15 protein-coding genes and 1 tRNA gene are annotated in these 20,605 nt (G+C 69.2%); 13 read left to right on the forward strand and 3 right to left on the reverse strand.

Going from position 1 to position 20,605, the window contains the following annotated elements:
* Nucleotides 1-3 precede the first annotated feature (3 nt).
* The 6 genes from ED92_RS41985 (at nt 4) to ED92_RS21355 (ending at nt 9,592) form a co-directional block, all read left to right on the forward strand.
* Nucleotides 4-2,781 (forward strand): cytochrome P450, encoded by a 2,778-nt coding sequence (locus ED92_RS41985; RefSeq protein WP_037341359.1) that lies wholly within the window; start codon nt 4-6, stop codon nt 2,779-2,781.
* 23 nt (nt 2,782-2,804) lie between these two features.
* Entirely contained in the window at nt 2,805-4,475 is a 1,671-nt protein-coding gene (locus tag ED92_RS21335; protein ID WP_037341360.1) for a (2,3-dihydroxybenzoyl)adenylate synthase, read from the forward strand.
* Nucleotides 4,476-4,687: 212 nt separating this feature from the next.
* The gene (locus ED92_RS21340; RefSeq protein WP_037341361.1) at nt 4,688-6,010 is read left to right on the forward strand and encodes an acyltransferase; all 1,323 of its coding nucleotides are present in this window, start codon (nt 4,688-4,690) and stop codon (nt 6,008-6,010) included.
* Between the two features lie 75 nt (nt 6,011-6,085).
* Nucleotides 6,086-7,822: a CoA transferase gene (locus tag ED92_RS21345; RefSeq protein WP_037341362.1), complete on the forward strand. Its 1,737-nt coding sequence runs from the start codon at nt 6,086-6,088 to the stop codon at nt 7,820-7,822.
* Nucleotides 7,822-9,039 (forward strand): aminotransferase class V-fold PLP-dependent enzyme, encoded by a 1,218-nt coding sequence (locus ED92_RS21350; protein WP_037341363.1) that lies wholly within the window; start codon nt 7,822-7,824, stop codon nt 9,037-9,039. The genes ED92_RS21345 and ED92_RS21350 overlap by 1 nt, the downstream gene beginning before the upstream one ends.
* Nucleotides 9,040-9,268: 229 nt before the next feature.
* A complete protein-coding gene (locus ED92_RS21355) occupies nt 9,269-9,592 on the forward strand; it encodes an ankyrin repeat domain-containing protein (RefSeq protein WP_037341364.1) in 324 nt (107 codons plus the stop codon).
* Nucleotides 9,593-9,646: 54 nt separating this feature from the next.
* Here ED92_RS21355 and ED92_RS21360 read toward each other — a convergent pair.
* A tRNA-Arg gene (locus ED92_RS21360) sits at nt 9,647-9,719 on the reverse strand.
* 184 nt (nt 9,720-9,903) lie between these two features.
* On the opposite strand from ED92_RS21360, the gene ED92_RS21365 reads away from it, so the two are divergent.
* Together ED92_RS21365 and ED92_RS21370 are read left to right on the forward strand one after the other, a co-directional pair.
* Nucleotides 9,904-11,031, forward strand: coding sequence for an epoxide hydrolase family protein (locus tag ED92_RS21365; protein WP_369797430.1), 1,128 nt, complete (start codon nt 9,904-9,906; stop codon nt 11,029-11,031).
* Between the two features lie 151 nt (nt 11,032-11,182).
* On the forward strand, nt 11,183-12,100 hold the full coding sequence (locus ED92_RS21370) for a cation diffusion facilitator family transporter (RefSeq protein WP_037341365.1): 918 nt from the start codon (nt 11,183-11,185) through the stop codon (nt 12,098-12,100).
* Nucleotides 12,101-12,168: 68 nt separating this feature from the next.
* On the opposite strand, the gene ED92_RS21375 is transcribed toward ED92_RS21370, so the two are convergent.
* Nucleotides 12,169-12,867 (reverse strand): DUF305 domain-containing protein, encoded by a 699-nt coding sequence (locus tag ED92_RS21375; RefSeq protein WP_037342510.1) that lies wholly within the window; start codon nt 12,865-12,867, stop codon nt 12,169-12,171.
* Nucleotides 12,868-12,875: 8 nt separating this feature from the next.
* Nucleotides 12,876-13,676, reverse strand: a complete 801-nt coding sequence (locus ED92_RS21380) for a DUF3105 domain-containing protein (RefSeq protein WP_037341367.1) — start codon at nt 13,674-13,676, stop codon at nt 12,876-12,878.
* A 203-nt stretch (nt 13,677-13,879) separates the two neighbouring features.
* On the opposite strand from ED92_RS21380, the gene argS reads away from it, so the two are divergent.
* From argS to thrB, 5 genes are read left to right on the forward strand one after another with little or no spacing between them, the layout of a single operon-like run.
* Entirely contained in the window at nt 13,880-15,535 is a 1,656-nt protein-coding gene (argS, locus tag ED92_RS21385) for an arginine--tRNA ligase (RefSeq protein ID WP_037341369.1), read from the forward strand.
* A gap of 6 nt (nt 15,536-15,541) precedes the next feature.
* On the forward strand, nt 15,542-16,975 hold the full coding sequence (gene lysA, locus ED92_RS21390) for a diaminopimelate decarboxylase (RefSeq protein ID WP_037341371.1): 1,434 nt from the start codon (nt 15,542-15,544) through the stop codon (nt 16,973-16,975).
* 3 nt (nt 16,976-16,978) lie between these two features.
* Nucleotides 16,979-18,289, forward strand: coding sequence for a homoserine dehydrogenase (locus ED92_RS21395; protein ID WP_037341373.1), 1,311 nt, complete (start codon nt 16,979-16,981; stop codon nt 18,287-18,289).
* Nucleotides 18,286-19,347 carry a threonine synthase gene (gene thrC, locus ED92_RS21400; protein ID WP_037341375.1) on the forward strand — a complete coding sequence of 354 codons (1,062 nt, stop codon included), beginning with the start codon at nt 18,286-18,288 and terminating at the stop codon, nt 19,345-19,347. Before ED92_RS21395 ends, thrC begins: the two co-directional genes overlap by 4 nt.
* Nucleotides 19,344-20,225 (forward strand): homoserine kinase, encoded by an 882-nt coding sequence (gene thrB, locus ED92_RS21405; protein ID WP_037341376.1) that lies wholly within the window; start codon nt 19,344-19,346, stop codon nt 20,223-20,225. The genes thrC and thrB overlap by 4 nt, the downstream gene beginning before the upstream one ends.
* Nucleotides 20,226-20,605 lie beyond the last annotated feature (380 nt).

Consider the following 20,605-nt stretch of genomic DNA (forward strand, 5'->3'; position numbering starts at 1 on the left):
GTCATGCCGGCTCTACTGAACGACTACATCGCCGAGGGCGGTGCCGGGACCGCGATCGTCGACGAGGCGGGCGCGGTCGGCTGGCGCCTGCTGGGGGAGCGGGTGAACCGTTGGATCGCCCTGCTGCGGGACCGCGGGCTCGGCGAGGGAGACCGGCTGGCCTGTGTACTCGGCAACCGCCGGGAGACCTTCGAGGTCCTCTTGGCGTGTCTGCATTCCGGGATCACCGTGGTGCCGATCAACTGGCACCTCACCGATCCCGAGATCGCCTACATCGTCTCGGATTCCGGCAGCAAGGCCCTGGTGGTCGAGCCGTCGTACGCCGAAACGGCGGGCCGCGCGGTGGCCCGGTCCACCGGGGAATGCACGACGCTGCTGGTCACCGGTTCCGCGGCCGAGTCCGGGTTCGAAGCGGTGGAACCGTTGCTGGCGCTGATGTCCGCGGCCGAGCCGGAAGGGCAGACCTGCGGCGCCACGATGTTGTACACGTCGGGGACAACCGGGGCGCCGAAAGGCGTGGTGAACGGCCTGTTCGTGGTCGGCGCGCCGTTCTCCAGGGTGGCGAAGCTGACGCGGTACGCGCACGTCGTCCTCGACGTCCCGTCGCGCGAACGGTGCCTGCTCGACGGGCCCTGGTACCACTCGTCCCAGTTGTTCTTCTCGCTGCTCGGGCTCCTGCTGGGCTCGACACTGGTGATCCGCCGGTCCTTCGATCCCGAGTCCACTTTGGACATCATCGACCGGGAGCGGATCACCGCCGCGCATCTCGTGCCGACCCAGTTCATCCGCCTGCTGCGGCTGCCGGACGAGGTCCGCGCGCGGTTCTCGGGGGAGAGCCTCGGTCGCGTGTGGCACGGCGGCGGGCCGTGCTCGCCGGACGTCAAACGCCGGATGATCGACTGGTGGGGCCCCGTCCTGACGGAGTACTACGGCGCCACCGAGGGCGGCGCCGTCACGCTCACCGGCTCTCGCGACTGGCTCGCGCACCCCGGAAGCGTCGGCAAGGCCGTGCCACCGAACGAGATCGTGATCCTCGGCGAGGACGGCACTCCGCAGCCGACGGGCGCCACCGGGCAGGTGTTCGTCCGGCGGGTCAAAGGGCAGAGCTTCTCGTATCACAACGCCCCGGAGAAGACGCGGTCCGCGCATCTGGAGCCGGGCACCTTCACCTTTGGCGACGTCGGCCATCTCGACGAGGACGGTTTCCTCTATCTCACCGGGCGCGCGCAGGACATGATCGTCTCCGGCGGGGTGAACGTCTACCCGGCCGAGATCGAGGCCGTGCTGATCAACCATCCCGCGGTCCACGACGTCGCGGTCATCGGCGTCCCCGACGACGAGTTCGGCGAGCGCGTGGCCGCCGTCGTGGAGGTCACCGCCGACGCGCCCGAAGACCTGTTCGCCGTGCTGGACCCGTTCTGCCGCAAGTCTTTGGCGGGGTTCAAGACACCGAGGTCGTACCACGTCATCCCGCGGCTGCCCCGTGAAGCGACCGGCAAACTCCGCAAGGACGTGCTGCGCAAGAGTTTCGCGGCGATCGGGATCGAGCGGCCCGACATCGCGCATCCCGCGACGTTCGCCGAAGGCGTGCCGCACGCGGAGTTCGCCCGCCGCCGGGAGACCGAGCCGGTGGCGTGGACCCCGGAACCGTTGCTGACCAGGCATTCCAGCGCCGGCAGTACCACTCAGCGCGGCTCCGGGTATTGGGCGGTGACCCGGTACGACGACGTCTACTCGGTGTCGCGGCGCCCGGAGGAGTTCTCTTCCGCGGCCAAGGGCGCCTTCCTGCCCGACCCACGCACCCCTGGCGATCTCAAGCAGACCCGACAGCTGCTGGTCAGCATGGACGGCCCCGAGCACGTCCGGATCCGCCGTCTGGTCGCGACGGTGTTCACCCCCAAATCCGTCCGCGGTTTGAGCGACAGCATCGCCGGGCACGCCCGGCGGCTGGTGGAGAAGGTCACTGACGGCGCGGAGTTCGACGCCGTCGCCGATTTCGCCGCCGAGCTGCCGCTCCTGGTCCTCTGCGACCTGCTCGGATTCCCGCCGGAGGACCGGCACCTGCTCTACCGCTGGAGCAACGCGCTGGTCGGCTTCGACGATCCGGAGTTCGGCGGCGGCGACGTCGAGGCCTACCGCCGGACGTTCGCGGAGGCGTTCGCCTACGCGATGAAGCTCGGCCTGAACCGGCGCGAAACCCCGACCGACGACCTGATCAGCCGCCTGGTCAACGCCGAGGTCGACGGGAAACACCTGTCGGACCGGGAGTTCTGCAGCTTCTGGCTGCTACTGGTGGTCGCGGGCAACGAGACCACCCGTCACCTGATTTCCGGTTCGCTGGAGGCACTGGTGAACAACCCGGCCGAACGCGACCGGCTGGTGTCCGGTGAGGTGCCGGTGGCCACCGCGGTCGACGAGCTGATCCGCTGGGTCACGCCGATCATGCAGTTCCGCCGCACCGCCGTGCGGGACACGGAGATCGCCGGGCAGCCGGTCGCCGAGGGCGACAAGGTCGTCGTCTACTACACCTCGGCCAACCGCGATCCGGCCGTGTTCACCGACCCGGACCGCCTCGACCTCGGCCGCGACCCCAATCCGCACCTGTCCTTCGGTATCGGCCCGCATTTCTGCCTCGGCGCGCATCTGGCCCGGCTGGAGATGACGACGCTGCTGACCGAACTGTTGCCGCATCTGCCCAGCCTGCGCCTGACCGGGCCGGTGACCCGGCTCGAGTCGAACTTCGTCAACGGCGCCAAGTCCATGCCCGCCCGCTTCGGATGATTCCCCAAGAAAGGGAGGCCGTCGTGCCCTCGAAACCTGTCCAGCCGAGCCGCGCGGGAACGGTGCCCTGGCCCGCCGACCTCGTCGAGCGTTACGTCGCCGAAGGCCACTGGAAGGGCCAGGCGCTCGCGTCGCGCTTCGTGGCCGCCGCCGACGCGACCCCGGACGTCGAGGCGCTGACCGACGGCGACTTCCGGCTGACCTACGCCGAGCTCCTGTCCCGTGTGGACGGTGCCGCCCAGCGGCTGCGAGCGCTGGGACTCCGGCCCGACGACCGGCTCCTGGTCCAGCTGCCCAACGGCTGGGAGTTCGTCGTGCTGACGCTGGCGTGCTTCCGGCTCGGCGTGATCCCGGTGATGGCGCTGATCCAGCACCGCAGGCACGAACTGTCCTACCTTGCCGAGCTGTCCGAGGCGCGCGCGATCGCCGTGCCGGACCGGGTGAAGGACTTCGACCACCAGGAGCTGGCGGCCGGGATCGCCGCCGGTGCCGAGACCATCGAGCACGTCATCGTCGCCGGTGACGTCCGCGACGGGCACGTGGACCTGCGTGCGCTGTGCGCCCCGGCTTCGGATCCGGCCGCCGCGCGCGCCGAACTGGACGCGCTGACGCCCGATCCGCGGTCGGTCGCGCTGCTGATCCTTTCCGGTGGCACCACGGGTCTGCCGAAGCTCATCGCACGCACTCACGACGACTACGCCTGCTACGTCGACGGATCCGCCGACGCGTTCGGCTTCGACGCGTCGTCGGTGTATCTCGCCGTACTGCCGTTCGGGCACAACTACCCGCTGAGCGCGATCCTCGGCGTGCTGTGGGCGGGCGGCCGGGTGGTCGTCTCGCCGTCGCCGTCCCCTCGGGACTCGCTGGGCGCGATCGAAGCCGAACGCGCGACGGTGACGTCGGTGGTGCCGGCGATCGTGGTGCGCTGGCTCGAATACCGCGAAGCCGACAAGCACCACGACCTGTCCTCGTTCAAGGTGCTGACGCTGGGCGCCGCGCGGCTGCAGGATCAGCTGGTCCGCCAGATCAGCTCGGTGTTCGGTTGCACGCTGCAGCAGGGTTACGGGATGGCGGAGGGGCTCACCAACCTCACCCGGCTGGACGACCCGTTCGACATCACCTGCGACACCCAGGGGCGCCCGATCAACCCGGCCGACGAGCTGCGCGTCGTCGACCCCGACGGGAACCCGGTCCCGCCGGACGAGCAGGGCGAGCTGATCACCCGCGGCCCGTACACGATCCGCGGCTACTACCGCGCGCCCGAACACAATGAGCGCGCCTTCACTCCGGACGGCTGGTACCGCACGGGTGACGTCGTGCGGCTGCGCCCGGACGGCTACGTCGTCGTCGAAGGGCGTACCAAGGACGTGATCAACCGAGGCGGCGAGAAGATCGCGGCCGAGGAGGTCGAATCCTTCGCCTATCAGCTGGATTCGGTGGAGATGGCGGCCTCGGTCGCGATGCCGGACCCGGTGCTCGGAGAGCGCGGCTGCCTCTACGTCGTGCCGACGCCCGGCACCTCCGTCGCACTGCAGGACGTCATCGACGTCATGGAGACGGCGGGGGTCGCCCGGTTCAAACTCCCCGAACGGCTGGTGATCGTCGACGCGATGCCGCGCACCCCGATCGGCAAGATCGACAAGAAGGTGCTGCGGGCCGACATCGCGCGACGGCTCGAAGAAGAAGCTGCCTGACACCTGCTCGTGAGTGGTAAGGACGGTTCTAACCCTCCTTGCCACTCACGAGCTTTTTTCACGCCGCGCATTCTCGCAGAATGGAATAAGACGAGCCCCTCCCCACAATGCGAACCTTGCAGTGCAGCCGGTTTCCGGCCCGGGTTCCGCCGCGTGACGTGGAAATGCTCGAACGCGGTTCACCCCCATCGCTTTGGGAGAAAGGACGCACAATGAGCGTTACCGCAACGCGGCAAGGCGGGCCGCCCGCAGCCGCGGAAAAGCCGGCCAAACAACGCTATCTGGCCGTCGACGGTTTGCGCGGGGTCTGCGCGCTGGCCCTGCTCTTCACACATGTCGCGATGATCGCGGGGGTGCTGGGCACCAAGGAACTCGGCGGCACGATCGCGTCGACCAGCGCCGTCGGCGGGTTCTTCACCGGTGGCCTGCAGATCTTCGCGGGCGTCTTCTTCGTGCTCACGGGCATGTTCGTCTACCAGGGGTTCGCGAAGTCGGTCATCAACGGAACCCCGCGCAAACGCGAAGGCACCGTCATCCGCCGTGTGCTGCGCCTGCTCCCCGCGTACTACGTGATGTACTTCGTGGTCCTCATCGCGCTGAACCTCCAGCAGATCGACAGTGTGTGGGACGTCTTCCGGCCGTTGGCGTTGCTGCACATCTACGACTGGGACGGCTGGAGCAACGGCATGGAGATCACCTGGACCGTGCCGGACATGGCGCAGTTCTACCTCCTGCTGCCACTGCTGGCCTGGGCGACGTTCAAGTTCGCCTCCCGCGGCAAGACCGCGCGGGCGCGGGCGTACCGGATGATGCTCCCCGTGCCGCTGCTGTTCGCCGCCGGTGTCGCCTGGCTGCTGTACTCGCAGATGAACGGCCTCGGTACCCGTGCGCTGTTCTGGTACCCGATGGGCCTGATGCCGGAGGTCGCGATCGGCATGGTCATCGCGATCTGGCTGGAGTTGCAGAAGGCCTCGCCGAACGAGGCGCCCAAGCTGCTCACCTTCGCCGGCCGCCACCGCGTCCTGTTCCTGGGCATCGCGCTGACCTGCCTGCTGATCAACTGTGCCCGTCCCGGCAGCGAGATCGGCATGGACGACTACTACAGTCTCACGGCGCTAGGGATCTTCTACGGCCTGTTGGCCATTCTCTCGGCGAGCTTGTTGCTTTCGATGGTCGCGCCCGGACCCGAGTCGCGCCTGATCCGCGCCGTGTTCACCAACCGGGTGATCCTGTTCATCGGCAAGATCTCCTACGGCGTCTACCTGTGGCAGTTCGCGGTGATGCATTTCTACCTGCAGAAGCCGAACGCGTACTTCAACGGCGAGCCGATGCCGCTGATGCTGATCCGCGCCGGTACCGGCTTCTGGGAACTGCAGCTGGTCACCCTGGTCGGCACGATCATCCTGTCGACGATCTCGTACTACGTGCTGGAACGTCCGTTGATGAACTGGGGTGAGCGGGTCATCAAGCGCCGTGCCGCCCGCAAGGCCGCTGCCGCGCTGCCGCGGCCGCGTGAGGAATCGGTTCCGGTCTAGTCCCTTGTTCCTCGATTCGCCGGCCTGGTGTCCGCCACAAGCGGACGCCAGGCCGTTCCAGCATGGAGGTTCGCCGTGTCGTTTTCCGCGCCCTTGAGGGGTTTCCAAGCCCGGCTCCCCGGATCCGGCCCGGTCGTCGAGACGGTTCTCGACCGGCTGCGGATGCTGGAAGCCGACGTCGGTGGCGGGCCGCCGGGTCCGTTCGGCCTGAATGGGCCGGGTGTCTCGGTCGAGGCCGGCTTGCGCGGGCCGTTCTCGGAGAATCTCGTGCAGGCGGGCTGCGGGATCATGGCGGTGCACGGACGGTCGGAGGCGCAGCCGCGGCCGCTGGGTGTCGACTACGTTTCGATCCTCACCGGGATCGCCACCGTTCAGGGCATGCTGGCCGCGACGTTGGCTCAACTGCGCGGAAACCCCGTGTCCCGCATCGAGCTCGACGCGGACGGTGTCGCATTGCTCGCCGTCGGGCAGTACATCGCCGCGGCCACCGCGGACGAGGACCCCGAAGGCTACGAAGACCTGCCGTCGACGGCGCGGCCACCGTTCGTCTCCGCCGACGGGATCGCGTTCGAGGTCGAGTCCTTCAGCGGTGAGGCATGGCAAGCATTCTGGGCCTCTTTGGGGACGCCGCAGCGGGCGATCGCCCGTGGCTGGCGGCCGTTCCTCCTCCGTTACGAGCGCGCGTCGGCGGTGCTCCCGCGTGAGCTGCACGAGGCGGCCGAGTCCACGTCGTTCGAGGAGATCCGCGCGATCGCGGCCGCGACCGGAATGCACGTCTGTCCTGTTCGGACAGTCGCCGAGCGACGCGCGGATCCGGACGCGGGCTTGCCCCCGTGGACACTCCGGGCCGGGCGGGCGGCGCCGCCGGGATCCGACGCCGACGCCGGTCTGCCGCTCGCCGGCGTCCACGTCGTCGAATCGACCCGCCGGGTGCAGGGCCCGCTGGCGACCCGGCTGCTGTCGATGCTCGGCGCGACCGTCACCCGGATCGAACCGCCGGGCGGCGATCCGCTGCGGGGGATGCCGCCGATGGCCGGGGACTGCTCGGCGAAGTTCCGTGTGCTCAACGACGGCAAGCGGATCGCCGAGATCGACTTCAAAGCGGCCGCGGGTCGCGACGAGGTCATGGACCTGATCCGCGACGCCGACGTGTTCCTGCACAACTGGGCACCGGGCAAGGACGTCGAACTCGGCCTGGACGCGACCGCCATGCACGCGGTGAACCCCGGACTGGTCTACGCGGCCGCCTGCGGCTGGGGCGACGCGCTGGGGAAGCGGCCGCCCGCCGGTACGGACTACATGGTCCAGGCCTACTCCGGGGTGGCCGACGCGCTGACGCCCGCCGGCGAACCGCCGCGCCCGACCTTGATGATCATGGTGGACATCGCGGGCGGATTCGTTTCGGCGGAAGGGATCCTGGCCGCGCTGGTGGCCCGTCAGCGCACCGGCCGGGGCGGCTCGGTCACGACGTCACTGCTCGCCGCGGCCGACGCCCTCCTGCGTGAGCCGTCACCCGCCGCCGTCGATGGCGTCTTCGCCGCAGCCGACGGGCTGCTGGCGATCGTGACCGAAGACGTCGAGGCGCTGTGCGCGAAGCTGGACATTCCCGTACCCCCGAGGGAAGAACTGCCGGACGCGATCACCAAGGCGCTGGGCACCCGGCCGGTGGCGGACTGGGAAAGCGGGCTGGGCTCGATCGCGGTGCCCGTCCGGCGCGATCTGGGCGGCCTCGTCTCACGCCATCCCGGGCGGTTCGAACGGAACGGCTGCGCGATCGCCCTTTCGCCGTGGATCTTCGAAGGAGCTTCGTGATGAGTGGGAACACACTGGGAGTGCTGGGCTCCGACGTCAAGGTAGGGCTGGCCGACGGCACGAAGATCGCCTACGCCAACCTGGACTACGCGGCCAGCGCGCCCTGCCTGCGCGAAGTGGCCGACGTCGTGGGAGAACTGCTCCCGCTCTACGCCAGCGTGCACCGGGGCGCGGGCGCGCTTTCGCGCCTGTGCACGGAAAAGTACGAACTCGCCCGTGCTTCGGTCGCCGCGTTCCTCGGCTGCCGCGCCGACGACGTGGTCGTGTTCACCCGCAACACCACCGACGCGCTGAACCTGCTGGCCCACGCCGTGCCGTCGGACACCCTGGTCGTCACGTTCGAAGGCGAACACCACGCGAACCTCTTGCCGTGGAACGACGTCGTCCGGCTCCCGGCGCCTTCGTCACCGGCGGGAGCGGTTTCCGCCGTCGAGGCGGCGCTCACCGCGCGGGCCGCCGGACGTCCGGTCCTGCTGGCCGTCACCGGCGCGTCCAACGTGACCGGCGAGGTCTGGCCGCTCGCCGACCTGGCCGCCACCGCCCATCGTTTCGGTGCCCGCATCGCGGTCGACGCCGCCCAGCTCGCACCGCACCGGCGGATCGACGTCGCCGCGCTCGGCCTCGACTACGTGGCTTTCTCCGGCCACAAGCTGTACGCCCCGTTCGGCGTCGGCGTACTCGCGGGCCGGGCCGACTGGCTGGACCGCGCGCGGCCGTACCTCGTGGGTGGCGGGGCCACCGCCCACGTCGGTGGCGGACCCGGCGACGTCGAGTGGGCGGCAGGCGCCGCGCGACACGAGGCGGGCTCCCCGAACGTCATCGGCGCGGTGGCGCTGGCGACGGCGTGCGATGCGCTCGCGGCGGCGGACCTGGACACACTCCGAGCCGAAGAGGACGCGCTGACGACCCGGCTGCACGACGGCCTGGCGAAGATCCCCGCGGTCCGGATCCTGGGCGGCGGCTGGCCGGACAGGCTGGGCATCGTGTCGTTCACCGTCGACGGCGTCGAGACGCGCGCCGTGTCCACCCGGCTGGCCGACGAGTTCGGCATCGGTGTGCGCGACGGCCTGTTCTGCGCCCACCCGTTCACCCGGCGGCTGCTGGACCAGGCGGGCGCGACCGCGCGGACGGCGGTGCGCGCGAGCATCGGCATCGGCACGACGCCCGAGCACATCGACCGCCTGATCGCCGGCGTCCGGGTCATCGCCGGATCCTGATCCGAACTCGATGGCTTGTCTCGGAAGCAGTGCTGTCTTGAGCCGTCCGCGGTCGTTCGGAGAGGTATCTCCGAACGTGTGGAGGGGTTTTCCGGCACGGTGGAGTGGGTGTTCAATTGCAGGTACCGAAACTGGACGCTGATGCTGGCCAAGGCATGGCGGCCGGTGTCGACTTTGTCTCTCTGCTGAGCTCGATAAAAAGTATCGAGTCCGATTCAGGACGCTGGGTGTGAACGATCTGAGCCCCGCTCACCGGGCTGTCGAGATGTGCGACCTTCCGCTGCTTCGTGAACTCCTCGACGGCGGCGCCGACATCCACGAAGAGCACGGTGGCCTCACGCTGCTGCACCATGCCATCGACGTCGAGATCGACAGTCACGCGCAGACGGGCGAGCCGCTGCACGTGGACGTGACGGCTTACTTGCTGGCGCGAGGAGCGGACCCGAAGCGTCGTTCTGATGGCGGTCGTGGCGTCAGCGCCGAGCACATGACCTTCGTAGACGGTCATTGGCTGGCATCGGCCCTCTTCGAGGCGTGGGCGGCCAGACTCTGATGAGATGTCATGAAGATCGCCGTGGCGACCTGCTGAAAACGCGGTCCAACTGTGTGCCCTCGGCAGGATTCGAACCTGCGACACCTGCCTCCGGAGGGCAGTGCTCTATCCCCTGAGCTACGAGGGCGTTGCCGCCTGAGCGACGTTGGAAGCTTAGCGCATGTCCCCGTGGGCTCTCGCGAGTGGTGGTCGTTAACCGGCGTGATGTTCGACGAGGCGGCCAGGGGCCCCTCTGACCAGGTCTTTCGCAAGAGTGAGCCGGCAGGCATCGGAAATGCGTAGCGTTGGTGGCATCGACGAACTGGGAGGACCTGGTGATCGAACCGTTCGAGGTGAGGATCCCTGAATCCGACATCGAAGACCTGCGCACCCGGCTGCGCGCGACGCGCTGGCCCGAGCCCGCCACTGTCGACGACTGGGAACAGGGTGTCCCGCTGGAGTTCGCGCGGGAGTTGTGCCGGTATTGGGCGGAGGACTACGACTTCGGATTGGCCGCCCGGGTCAACGCTTTCCCGGGCTTCAAGACCACTGTGGATGGTCTCGGGATCCACTTCCTGCACGTTCGCTCGCCGGAGCCGGACGCGACACCGCTCGTGCTCACGCACGGCTGGCCGGGTTCGGTCGTGGAGTTCCTCGACGTGCTCGGGCCGCTGACCGATCCCGCCGCGCACGGGGGCGATCCCGCGGACGCGTTCCACGTCGTGGCGCCGTCGCTGCCGGGGTTCGGCTGGAGTGACAAACCGTCGTCGCCGGGGTGGAACGTCGAGCGCATCGCCCGGGCTTGGGACGAGCTGATGGGACGGCTCGGGTACGAGCGGTACGCCGCGCAGGGTGGTGACTGGGGCGCCGGGGTGACGAACATGCTCGCCAAGGTGGCCCCGGAGCGGCTGATCGGCGTCCACGTGAACATGGCGGGCGTCCCGTACGACGGGTCCGTTCTCGGCGAGCCGACGGCAGAGGAGAGGGCGGCGATCGGCGACCTGGCGCGGTTTCGCGCCGTCGGATCGGCGTACGCGCAACAGCAGGCGACGCGTCCGCAGACGGTGGGCTACGGGCTCACCGACTCGCCGGTCGCGCAGGCCGCGTGGATCGCCGAGAAGTTCTGGGAATGGACCGACAACGACGGCTCGCCGGAGAGCGCGCTGTCGTGGCGGCAGATGCTCGACGCGATCTCCGTCTACTGGTTCACCGCGACGGCGGCCTCATCGGCGCGGATCTACTGGGAGAACAAGGAGCGCGACGTCAGCCCCGTTGAAGTTCCTTCGGGTATCTCCATCTTCCCCCGCGAGATCATCCGGCCGTCCCGGCGCTGGGCGGAGCTGCGCTACACCGATCTTCGCTGGTACGAGGTGCTGGCCGAGGGCGGTCACTTCGCCGCGTTCGAGCAGCCCGAGGCCTTCGTCGGCCAGTTGCGGGGGTTCTTCCGGTCGCTTCGGTAGCGGTGCGTGGCGGTTTCAGGTTTCGGGAAGGCCCTCCTGGGGGATGGCTTCCTTGTGTGGCTTAAGACAGGGTGAACTTAGGCTCACCTGTATTGCACATATGCGCATGTGACAATATATTCGGCCTGTCGACTTCACGAGAGGCGGAGCAATGGGTCACGGGCACGGGCATGGGACGGCCGCGCCGTCGAGCGCGTCAGGCCGCTACCTCAAGAGCCTGACGATCGCGCTGGTCATCGGCGCCGGCTTCATGGTCATGGAGTTCATCGTCGGGTTCGCCACCGGCTCGCTCGCGCTCATCTCCGACGCCGCCCACATGTTCACCGACGTCCTCGGCGTCGGCATGGCGCTGGCGGCCATCCTGCTCGCCCGGCGCAGCGGCCCGACGCTCACCAGGACATTCGGCTTCTACCGCGCCGAAGTGCTCGCGGCGCTGGGCAACGCCATCCTGCTGTTCGGCGTCGCGGGGTACGTCCTGGTCGAGGCCATCGGCCGGATCAGTGACCCGCCCGCCGTGCCCGGCCTGCCTGTCCTGCTGGCCGCGGCCGCGGGCCTCGTCGCGAACATCGTCTCCTTCATGATCCTGCGCAAGGGCGCGGAAGAGAGCATCAACGTCCGGGGCGCGTACCTCGAAGTCCTCGCCGACCTGATCGGCTCCGTCGGTGTGCTGCTGAGCGGTGCGATCACGCTGCTGACCGGCTGGCGTTACGCCGACCCGATCATCGGTGTCGCGATCGGCCTGTTCGTCCTGCCCCGCACCTACGCCCTCGCCCGGCGCGCGCTGCGGATCCTGTTCCAGCACGCGCCCAAGGGCGTCGACGTCGCCGGCATCCAGGCCGAACTCGGCGGGCTGAAGGGCGTCGAGGACGTTCACGACCTGCACGTCTGGACGTTGACTTCGGGGATGGAGGTCGCTTCGGCGCACCTCACCATCGCACCGACCGTCGAGCAGGCCGAGGTGCTCACCGAGGCCCAGAACCTCCTGGCGAACCGCTACTCGATCGAGCACGCGACGCTGCAGATAGAAGTGCCCCAGTGCGCTAAACGCTGCCAGGAACTGTCCTGGTAACCACGCATTTCGTCCTCTGAATGCGGTAGTCGGCAAAGCGAACTACCGCATTCAGAGGACGAAATGCGTCAGGCGGGGAGGGGAGCGGCGCCGCGCTCCTGGAGCAGGCCCTTCATGAGGGTCATTTCCGCGCCCTGCGAAACGAGCATGCTCTGCGTCAGCGACTTCACGTCGGCGATCGACGTGTGGTCGTAGCCGTACTGAGCCATCTCCGTTCCGCCCATGTGGTGCCGGAGCATCAGCTGCAGGAAGAAGACGTCCATCTCCTTGCCGGTCAGCGACCGCAGTTTCGCGAGTTCGGCCGACGTCGCCATCCCCGGCATCGGGGCGCCGTTCGACGGCTTCATGTCGGCGCCACCGTGCCCGCCGTGACCGGCCATCGGCTCGGTCATCCAGGTCATGTAGGCGCCGGTCGTCTGCTCGGGCTGGCCCCAAAGGCCGAGCCAGCCCTTCATCCGGCCGACCTGGCCGGTCTGCGTGCGCTCGATGTCGAACGCGAGGGTCTTGATCGCCGGATCGTTCGTGTGGTCCCGCGCCCAGCCCGCCATGGTGACGGCCTGGAGGTGGTGCACCGACATGTCCTGCGCGAAGCCGACCTCGACCGAGCCCGTGCCCGGGGTCTTCTGCTCCGGCTCGGAGTCGATCAGCCTGGTCGTCAGCGCGCCGAGGCCGAAGCCGAGGATCAGCATGACGACCAGGGCGGCCCCGATCACCAGCCATCGGCTCTTGGCCGACCGTGAGACTTCTTCCTGGAGATCGGGGTCCACTTGGCTCACTACTTGCTCGCGGGCGCCGAGGGCTGGGTGGCGGGCGCGGACGGCACGCCGCTCTGACCGGCGCCGGGCTGGTCCTGCTGCGTGCCCGCGGTGCCCTTGTAGTCCATCGGCTTCGCGCCCGGCCCCGGCGGGGTCGGGTCGAAGTCGCCCGGCTCGATCTGCGCGTCACAGGTGGCGTCACGCTCGGGGTACGCGCCGTACGGGTTGGTGCGCAGGGCGGCGATGAACTGGTCGATCCGCTCGTCGGAGGCGGAGTCCAGCTTCAGCTGGTGGCCCCAGGACTGCAGCGAGATCGGCTTGTCCAGGTTCGGGTACGGCGACATCACCGTGTACGGCTTGCCCTCGACGCGCACCTTCAGCAGGTCGAGCGCCTCACCGGAGATCTGCGCCGGGTTGTAGGCGATCCAGACCGCGCCGTGTTCGAGACCGTGGACCATGTTCTCGTTGCGGACGGCCTTCTCGTAGACGACGCCGTTGCACGCGGCCCAGGCCTGGTCGTGCGGGCCACCGAAGGGCGGGGTCTTGTCGTAGGCGACGCGCTCGGCGGCCGTGACGTGCACGGAACCCTCGTAGGTGGCCGTGGTCACGCCCGGGATCCGCTTCGACGGGTCCGGGTCCTGCTGAGAGGGGGCGAAGGCGGCCGCGGCCTCTTCGCGGGTCTTCTGCTCACGCTTGGGCGCCGAAGCGACCATGTAATAGGTGACCACCGAGGCAGCCAGGACGACGATCGCGACGACGGCGATGATCGTGCCCCAGGGCGTGCCCTTCTTGGACACGACGGAACTACGGGCGGCCTTCATCGCGTTCTTCGACGACGCGCCCTTTTTTCTGGTTGTCCCGTTAGCCATGGCTCCTGCGTTCTCCGAAGGGGGTGGTCCCTGCGCGGGCCAGTGTAGAGACCGCGCGTCTGATCACCGTGAACAGTTCGAAGATCACCGGCTTGGCTCACACCTTCCGGCGGTCGCTGCGAAGCCCGGACCAGGTCACACCTAGAATTCCGCGAGTGACTCCCGCAGCTCTCGCCGACCTGGTCCGTAACTCCGCCGTGCAGGTTCTCACCGCGCGCGGCCTCGACGATTCCGTGCTGCCGGAGAAGGTGACGATCGAGCGTCCCCGCAATCCCGAGCACGGCGATTACGCGACCAACCTGGCGCTGCAGGTGGCCAAGAAGGCGGGCATGAAGCCCCGCGACTTCGCCGACGCGCTGGCCGAGGCGCTCTCGGCCACCGACGGCATCGACTCGGCCGAGGTCGCCGGGCCGGGCTTCCTCAACCTGCGGCTCGCCGCCGACGCGCAGGGCCAGATCGTCCAGCAGGTGCTCGACGCCGGCGAGAAGTACGGCCTCGGCGACGCGCTGGCGGGCGTCAAGATCAACCTCGAGTTCGTTTCGGCGAACCCGACCGGCCCGATCCACCTCGGCGGCACCCGCTGGGCCGCGGTCGGCGACGCGCTGGGCCGCGTGCTGTCCGCGCAGGGCGGCCTGGTCACCCGCGAGTACTACTTCAACGACCACGGCGCGCAGATCGACCGCTTCGTCCGCTCCCTGATCGCCGCCGCCAAGGGCGAGCCCGCCCCCGAGGACGGCTACGCGGGTGGCTACATCAACGACATCGCCGCCGAGGTCATCCGGCAGGAGCCGAGCGCGCTGTCGCTGCCCGACGACGAGCGGGCCGAGACCTTCCGCCGGGTCGGCATCGAGCTCATGTTCTCCGAGATCAAGCAGAGCCTGCATGATTTCGGCACCGATTTCGACGTCTACTTCCACGAGAACTCGCTGCACGAGTCCGGCGCCGTGGCGACCTCGGTCCAGCAGCTGAAGGACTCCGGGAACCTGTACTTCGAGGACGGCGCCTGGTGGCTCAAGTCCAAGGAGCACGGCGACGACAAGGACCGCGTCGTCATCAAGAAGGACGGCAACCCGGCCTACATCGCCGGTGACCTCGCCTACTTCCAGGACAAGCGCAAACGCGGTTTCGACCTGTGCATCTACATGCTCGGCGCGGACCACCACGGTTACATCGCCCGGCTCAAGGCCGCCGCGGCCGCCTTCGGTGACGACCCGGCCGTCGTCGAGGTGCTGATCGGCCAGATGGTCAACCTGGTCTCCGAGGGCAAACCGGTCCGGATGAGCAAGCGCGCCGGCACCGTGATCACCATGGAGGACCTCGTCGGCACCGTCGGGGTGGACGCGGCGCGCTACGAGCTGATCCGCTACTCCGTCGATTCCACTTTGGACATCGACCTCGACCTGCTGCGCAAGCACTCCAACGACAACCCGGTCTACTACGTCCAGTACGCCCACGCGCGGCTGGCCTCGTTGCAGCGCAACGCTTCCGACCTGGGGCTGAAATCCGATGGCGAAGTCGACTTCGGACTGCTTACGCTGCCCGCCGAGGGCGATCTGATCCGCACGATCGGCGAATTCCCGACCGTCCTCCGCCGGGCCGCACAGCTGCGCGAACCGCACCGCGTCGCCCGGTACCTCGAAGAGCTCGCCGGCGCGTACCACAAGTTCTACACGGTCGGCCGTGTTCTTCCCCAGGGCGACGAGGAGGCCACCCCCCTCACGTTCGCCCGGCTCGCGCTGTGCCAGGCCGCCCGCCAGGTGCTGGCGAACGGCCTCAACGTGCTCGGTGTCTCTGCTCCGGAACGGATGTAACCCAGAATGGCTCACCCCGCGGGCCCCCGCCACGCCGACGTCTACCCCCACGCCGACGCCTCCGGTTTCCCGCCGTCGAGTCCGGAAGAACTCGACAGGCTGTACCCGAAAGTCTGGCCCCGCAACACTTTCCGCGGCGGTGACGGCGTCGTCCGCATCGCGGGTGTCGACGTCCGCGAACTCGCCGAGAAGTACGGCACTCCGCTGTTCGTCGTCGACGAGGCCGACTTCAAGTCACGGTGCGCCGACTACGCCGAGGCGTTCGACGACCCGGCGCTCGTGCACTACGCGTCCAAGGCGTTCCTGTCCATCGAGATCGCCCGCTGGGTGGCCGAACAGGGGCTGAGCCTGGACGTCTGCAGCGGCGGCGAACTCGCCGTGGCGCAGCGCGCGAACTTCCCGGCCGAGCGGATCACCTTCCACGGCAACAACAAGGCGCTGTGGGAACTGGAAGCCGCCGTCGAAGCCGGCGTCGGCACGGTCGTGGTCGACTCCTACTACGAGATCGCGCGGCTGGCCGACGTCGCCGCCCGGCACGACATCGTGCAGAACGTCCTCATCCGGGTCACCGTCGGCGTCGAGGCGCACACCCACGAATTCATCGCGACCGCGCACGAGGACCAGAAGTTCGGTTTCTCGCTGGCCTCCGGTGACGCGGCCGAGGCCGTGCGCCGGGTGCTCAACGCGCCTTCGCTCAAGCTGATCGGCCTGCACAGCCACATCGGTTCGCAGATCTTCGACGCCGACGGTTTCGAGGTCGCGGCCCGCCGCGTGGTCGGCCTGCTGGCCGAACTCGGCAAGGAGCACGGCCCCGAACTGCTCGACCAGCTGTCGATCGTCGACCTCGGCGGTGGTTTCGGTATCGCCTACACCGACAAGGACAACCCGCCGCCGCCCGCGCAGATGATCACGCAGATCCGCGAGATCGTCCGCAAGGAATGCGAGTACGCGGGCCTTCCGGTGCCGAAGATCGCCGGTGAGCCCGGCCGCGCCATCGCCGGTCCCGGCACGATCACGCTGTACGAGGTCGGCACCATCAAGGACGTCTCGCTCGGCGACAAGGCCGCCCGGCGTTACGTCAGCGTCGACGGCGGGATGAGCGACAACATCCGCACCGCCCTTTACGACGCGGTGTACGACTGCCGTCTCGTATCCCGGTCGGCCGACGACGACGGGGACGGCCAGGTGGGTGCCGCGCTGTCCCGGGTCGTGGGAAAACACTGTGAGTCCGGCGACATCGTCGTCCGTGACTGCTGGCTGCCCGACACCCTTGCTCCCGGCGACCTGCTCGCCGTGGCGGCCACCGGGGCGTACTGCTACTCGATGGCCAGCGGGTACAACCGGCAGCCGCGGCCCGCGGTGGTGGCCGTGCGCAACGGCAGCGCCCGCGTGCTGCTGCGGCGGGAGACGACGGACGACATGCTGCGCCTGGAGGTCTAGCAAGTGTCTACTGTAGACGGACGCGTGATCAGGGTCGCCCTGCTCGGCTGCGGGACGGTCGGTGGCGAGGTCGTCCGGCTGCTCACCGAGCAGGCCGGGGAGCTCGCCGCCAGGGCGGGCGCCAGGGTGGAGCTGGCCGGTATCGCGGTGCGGCGCCCCGACAAGCACCCCGAGCTGCCGCCGGAGCTGGTGACGTCCGACGTGACGAAGCTCGTGACCTCCCCGGACGTCGACGTCGTCGTCGAACTGGTCGGCGGCATCGAGCCGGTGCGGCAGTGGCTGCTCGACGCGCTCAAGGCCGGGAAATCCGTTGTCACGGCGAACAAAGCGCTGCTGGCCGAGCATTCCGCGGAACTGTTCGAGGCCGCCGACGCGGCAGGCGTCGACCTCTATTTCGAGGCCGCCGTGGCCGGGGCGATCCCGCTGCTGCGCCCGCTGCGCGAATCGCTGGCCGGTGACCGCATCACCCGCGTGATGGGCATCGTCAACGGCACCACCAACTACATCCTTTCCGCGATGGACTCCACCGGCGCCGGCTACGCGGAAACGCTGGAAGAGGCCAGCAGGCTCGGATATGCCGAGGCGGACCCGACGGCCGACGTCGACGGCTACGACGCCGCGTCCAAGGCCGCGATCCTCGCCTCGCTCGCGTTCCACACCCGCGTGACCGCGTCCGACGTGCACCGCGAGGGCATCGCCGACGTCACCGCGTCGGATCTCGCCGCGGCGAAGGTGCTGGGCCGCACGGTGAAACTGCTCGCCATCTGCGAGCGCGTCACCGCCGACGACGGCACCGAATCCGTTTCGGCGCGCGTGCATCCGGTGATGATCCCGCGCGGCCACCAGCTCGCCGGGGTCGGCGGCGCGTACAACGCCGTCTACGTCGAGGCCGACGCCGCCGGTGAGCTCATGTTCTACGGTCAGGGCGCCGGTGGCGCGCCGACCGCGAGTGCCGTGCTCGGCGACCTCGTCGCGGTGGCTCGAAACCGGGTCGTCGGCGGCCGTGGCCCGCGCGAATCCGCGCATGCCGCGCTCCCGGTCAGGCCGATGGGCCAGACGCCGACGCGGTACCACGTCAGTCTCGACGTGGCCGATCGAGCGGGCGTCCTCGCCCAGGTGGCCCAGGCGTTCGCCGGGCACGGTGTCAGCATCGCCGCCGTGCGCCAGCGCGACGCGAACGACACGGCCAGCCTGGTCGTGGTCACCCACCTGGCGCCGGACGCGGCATTGCGGTCCACTGTGGACGACATTGCCAAACTCGATGTGGTGAACCAGGTCGTCAGTGTGATGCGTGTGGAAGGCGAAGACCAGTGATTCCCCAACCATGGCCAGGAATCATCCAGGCTTACCCCGACCGGATCCCGGTCCCGTCCGGCGCGAAGGTGATCACGCTCGGCGAAGGCAACACCCCGCTGCTGCCCGCGCCGCATCTCTCGGAACTCACCGGCTGCGAGGTCCACCTCAAGGTCGAAGGCGCGAACCCCACCGGGTCGTTCAAGGACCGCGGGATGACCGTGGCCATCACGCACGCGCTCGCCAGCGGGCTCAAGGCGGTCATCTGCGCCTCCACCGGCAACACCTCCGCCTCGGCCGCGGCGTACGCGGCCCGCGCCGGGCTCACCTGCGCGGTGCTCGTCCCGCAGGGCAAGATCGCGATGGGCAAACTCGCCCAGGCCGTGCTGCACGGCGCGCGGATCCTGCAGGTGGACGGCAACTTCGACGACTGCCTCGAACTGGCGCAGAAAACCGCGATCGACTACCCGGTGACCCTGGTCAACTCGGTCAACCCGGTGCGTATCGCCGGCCAGAAGTCGGCCGCGTTCGAGATCTGCGACGTGCTCGGCCGGGCACCGGACATCCACTGCCTGCCGGTCGGCAACGCGGGCAACATCACCGCCTACTGGGCCGGATATTCCGAGTACGCGGGCGACGGTGTGGTGAAGAACACCCCGCGCATGTTCGGTTTCCAGGCGGCGGGTGCCGCGCCGCTGGTGCACGGCGAGCCGGTGGCCGATCCGGACACGATCGCGACCGCGATCCGCATCGGCAGCCCCGCTTCCTGGGACGGCGCGATGAAGGCGAAGAACGCGTCCGCCGGGCTGTTCGAGGCGATCACCGACGAGAAGATCCTCGAGGCGTACCGGCTGCTGGCCCGCAAGGAAGGCGTGTTCGTGGAGCCCGCCTCGGCGACCAGCGTCGCGGGCCTGCTCGCGACGTCCGCGGACGGCCGCCTGCCGAAGGGCTCGACCGTTGTGTGCACCGTCACGGGGCACGGTCTGAAGGATCCGGCCACGGCGCTGGAGGGCAACGTCGAGGTCGAGCCGCTCGCCGTCGACCCGACCGCCGTCGCCGCCGCGCTGGACCTGCGATGACCCTGCTCAAGATCAAGGTCCCGGCGTCTTCGGCGAATCTCGGCCCGGGGTTCGACGCGCTCGGCCTGGCGCTCGCGCTGTACGACCGCGTCGAACTCCAGATCACCGACGCCGGGCTCAAGATCGAGGTGACCGACGTCGGCGCGGGCGGCGTGGACGACGTCCCGACCGACGAATCGCATCTGGTCGTGCGGGCCTTCCGGCGCGGTTGCGAGCACCTCGGTCTCCGGCCGCCCGGCGTGCACCTGCGCTGTTTCAACGCCATCCCGCACGCCCGCGGCCTCGGCTCGTCCGCGTCCGCCGTGGTGACCGGGGTCGCGGCGGCGTACGCGCTGGCTGAGAAGCCCCTGGACGACGACGCCCTCCAGTTGGCGGCCGAGTTCGAGGGACACGCCGACAACGCCGCGGCGAGCCTGCTGGGCGGCTTCGTGGTGGCGTGGAACGAGGGCGAGCGGTTCCGCGCCGAACGGCTCCAGCCGCATCACGACATCCGGCCCGTGGTCGCCGTCCCGGCGCTGCGGTCCTCGACCGACGCCACCCGTGGGCTCCTGCCCGAGCGGGTCCCGCACGCCGACGCGGCGTTCACGGCCGGTCGCGCGGCGCTCGCGGTGCACGCGCTGACCGCGCGCCCCGACCTGTTGCTCTCCGCGACCGAAGATCGGCTCCATCAGCATTACCGCGCGTCCGCGTACCCGGCGAGCAGCGAATTGGTGCGCGCGCTGCGGGCCGAAGGGGTGGCCGCGGCCATCTCCGGGGCCGGTCCGACGGTGCTCGCGCTGACGACCGAGGGAATACTCCCGGCGGGCGTCGACGTTACGTCTTTCGACGTCACCGAGCTGCCGATCGATCCGGGCGGCGTTCAGGTTGCGGCTCAGTAAAGCCTCGGTCACATGCCGGAGCCCCGCCCCGCCACGCGGGGGGTGGTTGTTGCACCGGACCGTGGCGCGGTCTACCCTCGGGGGCGTTCGATCACCGTGCGTTTCCGCACCCGGTGCCGGTCCAGGTGACCAGTGTCATCCTTGGCCCGCATCCTTCGTTGATCCGCCAGTTCCGTACACCGCCTGGCAAGCGGGGAGTAGCGGATGGACGCAGGCGGGTTCCCGGTTCCGGCGGTGCCGAATTCCGCTTCCTCCGTTTGGAGGACGCAAATCCCTGTGCTGGAGGCCTTCTAGCTGTGTTCAACACGGCCGAGGAGCTGATCGCCCGTATCGGGGGCCAATTACGCCGTTTCGCAATCGGACGCGAGCGGCGGTCCGCT

Origin of the sequence: Amycolatopsis sp. MJM2582, from assembly GCF_000754115.1 — a bacterium.
GTDB lineage: Bacteria > Actinomycetota > Actinomycetes > Mycobacteriales > Pseudonocardiaceae > Amycolatopsis > Amycolatopsis japonica.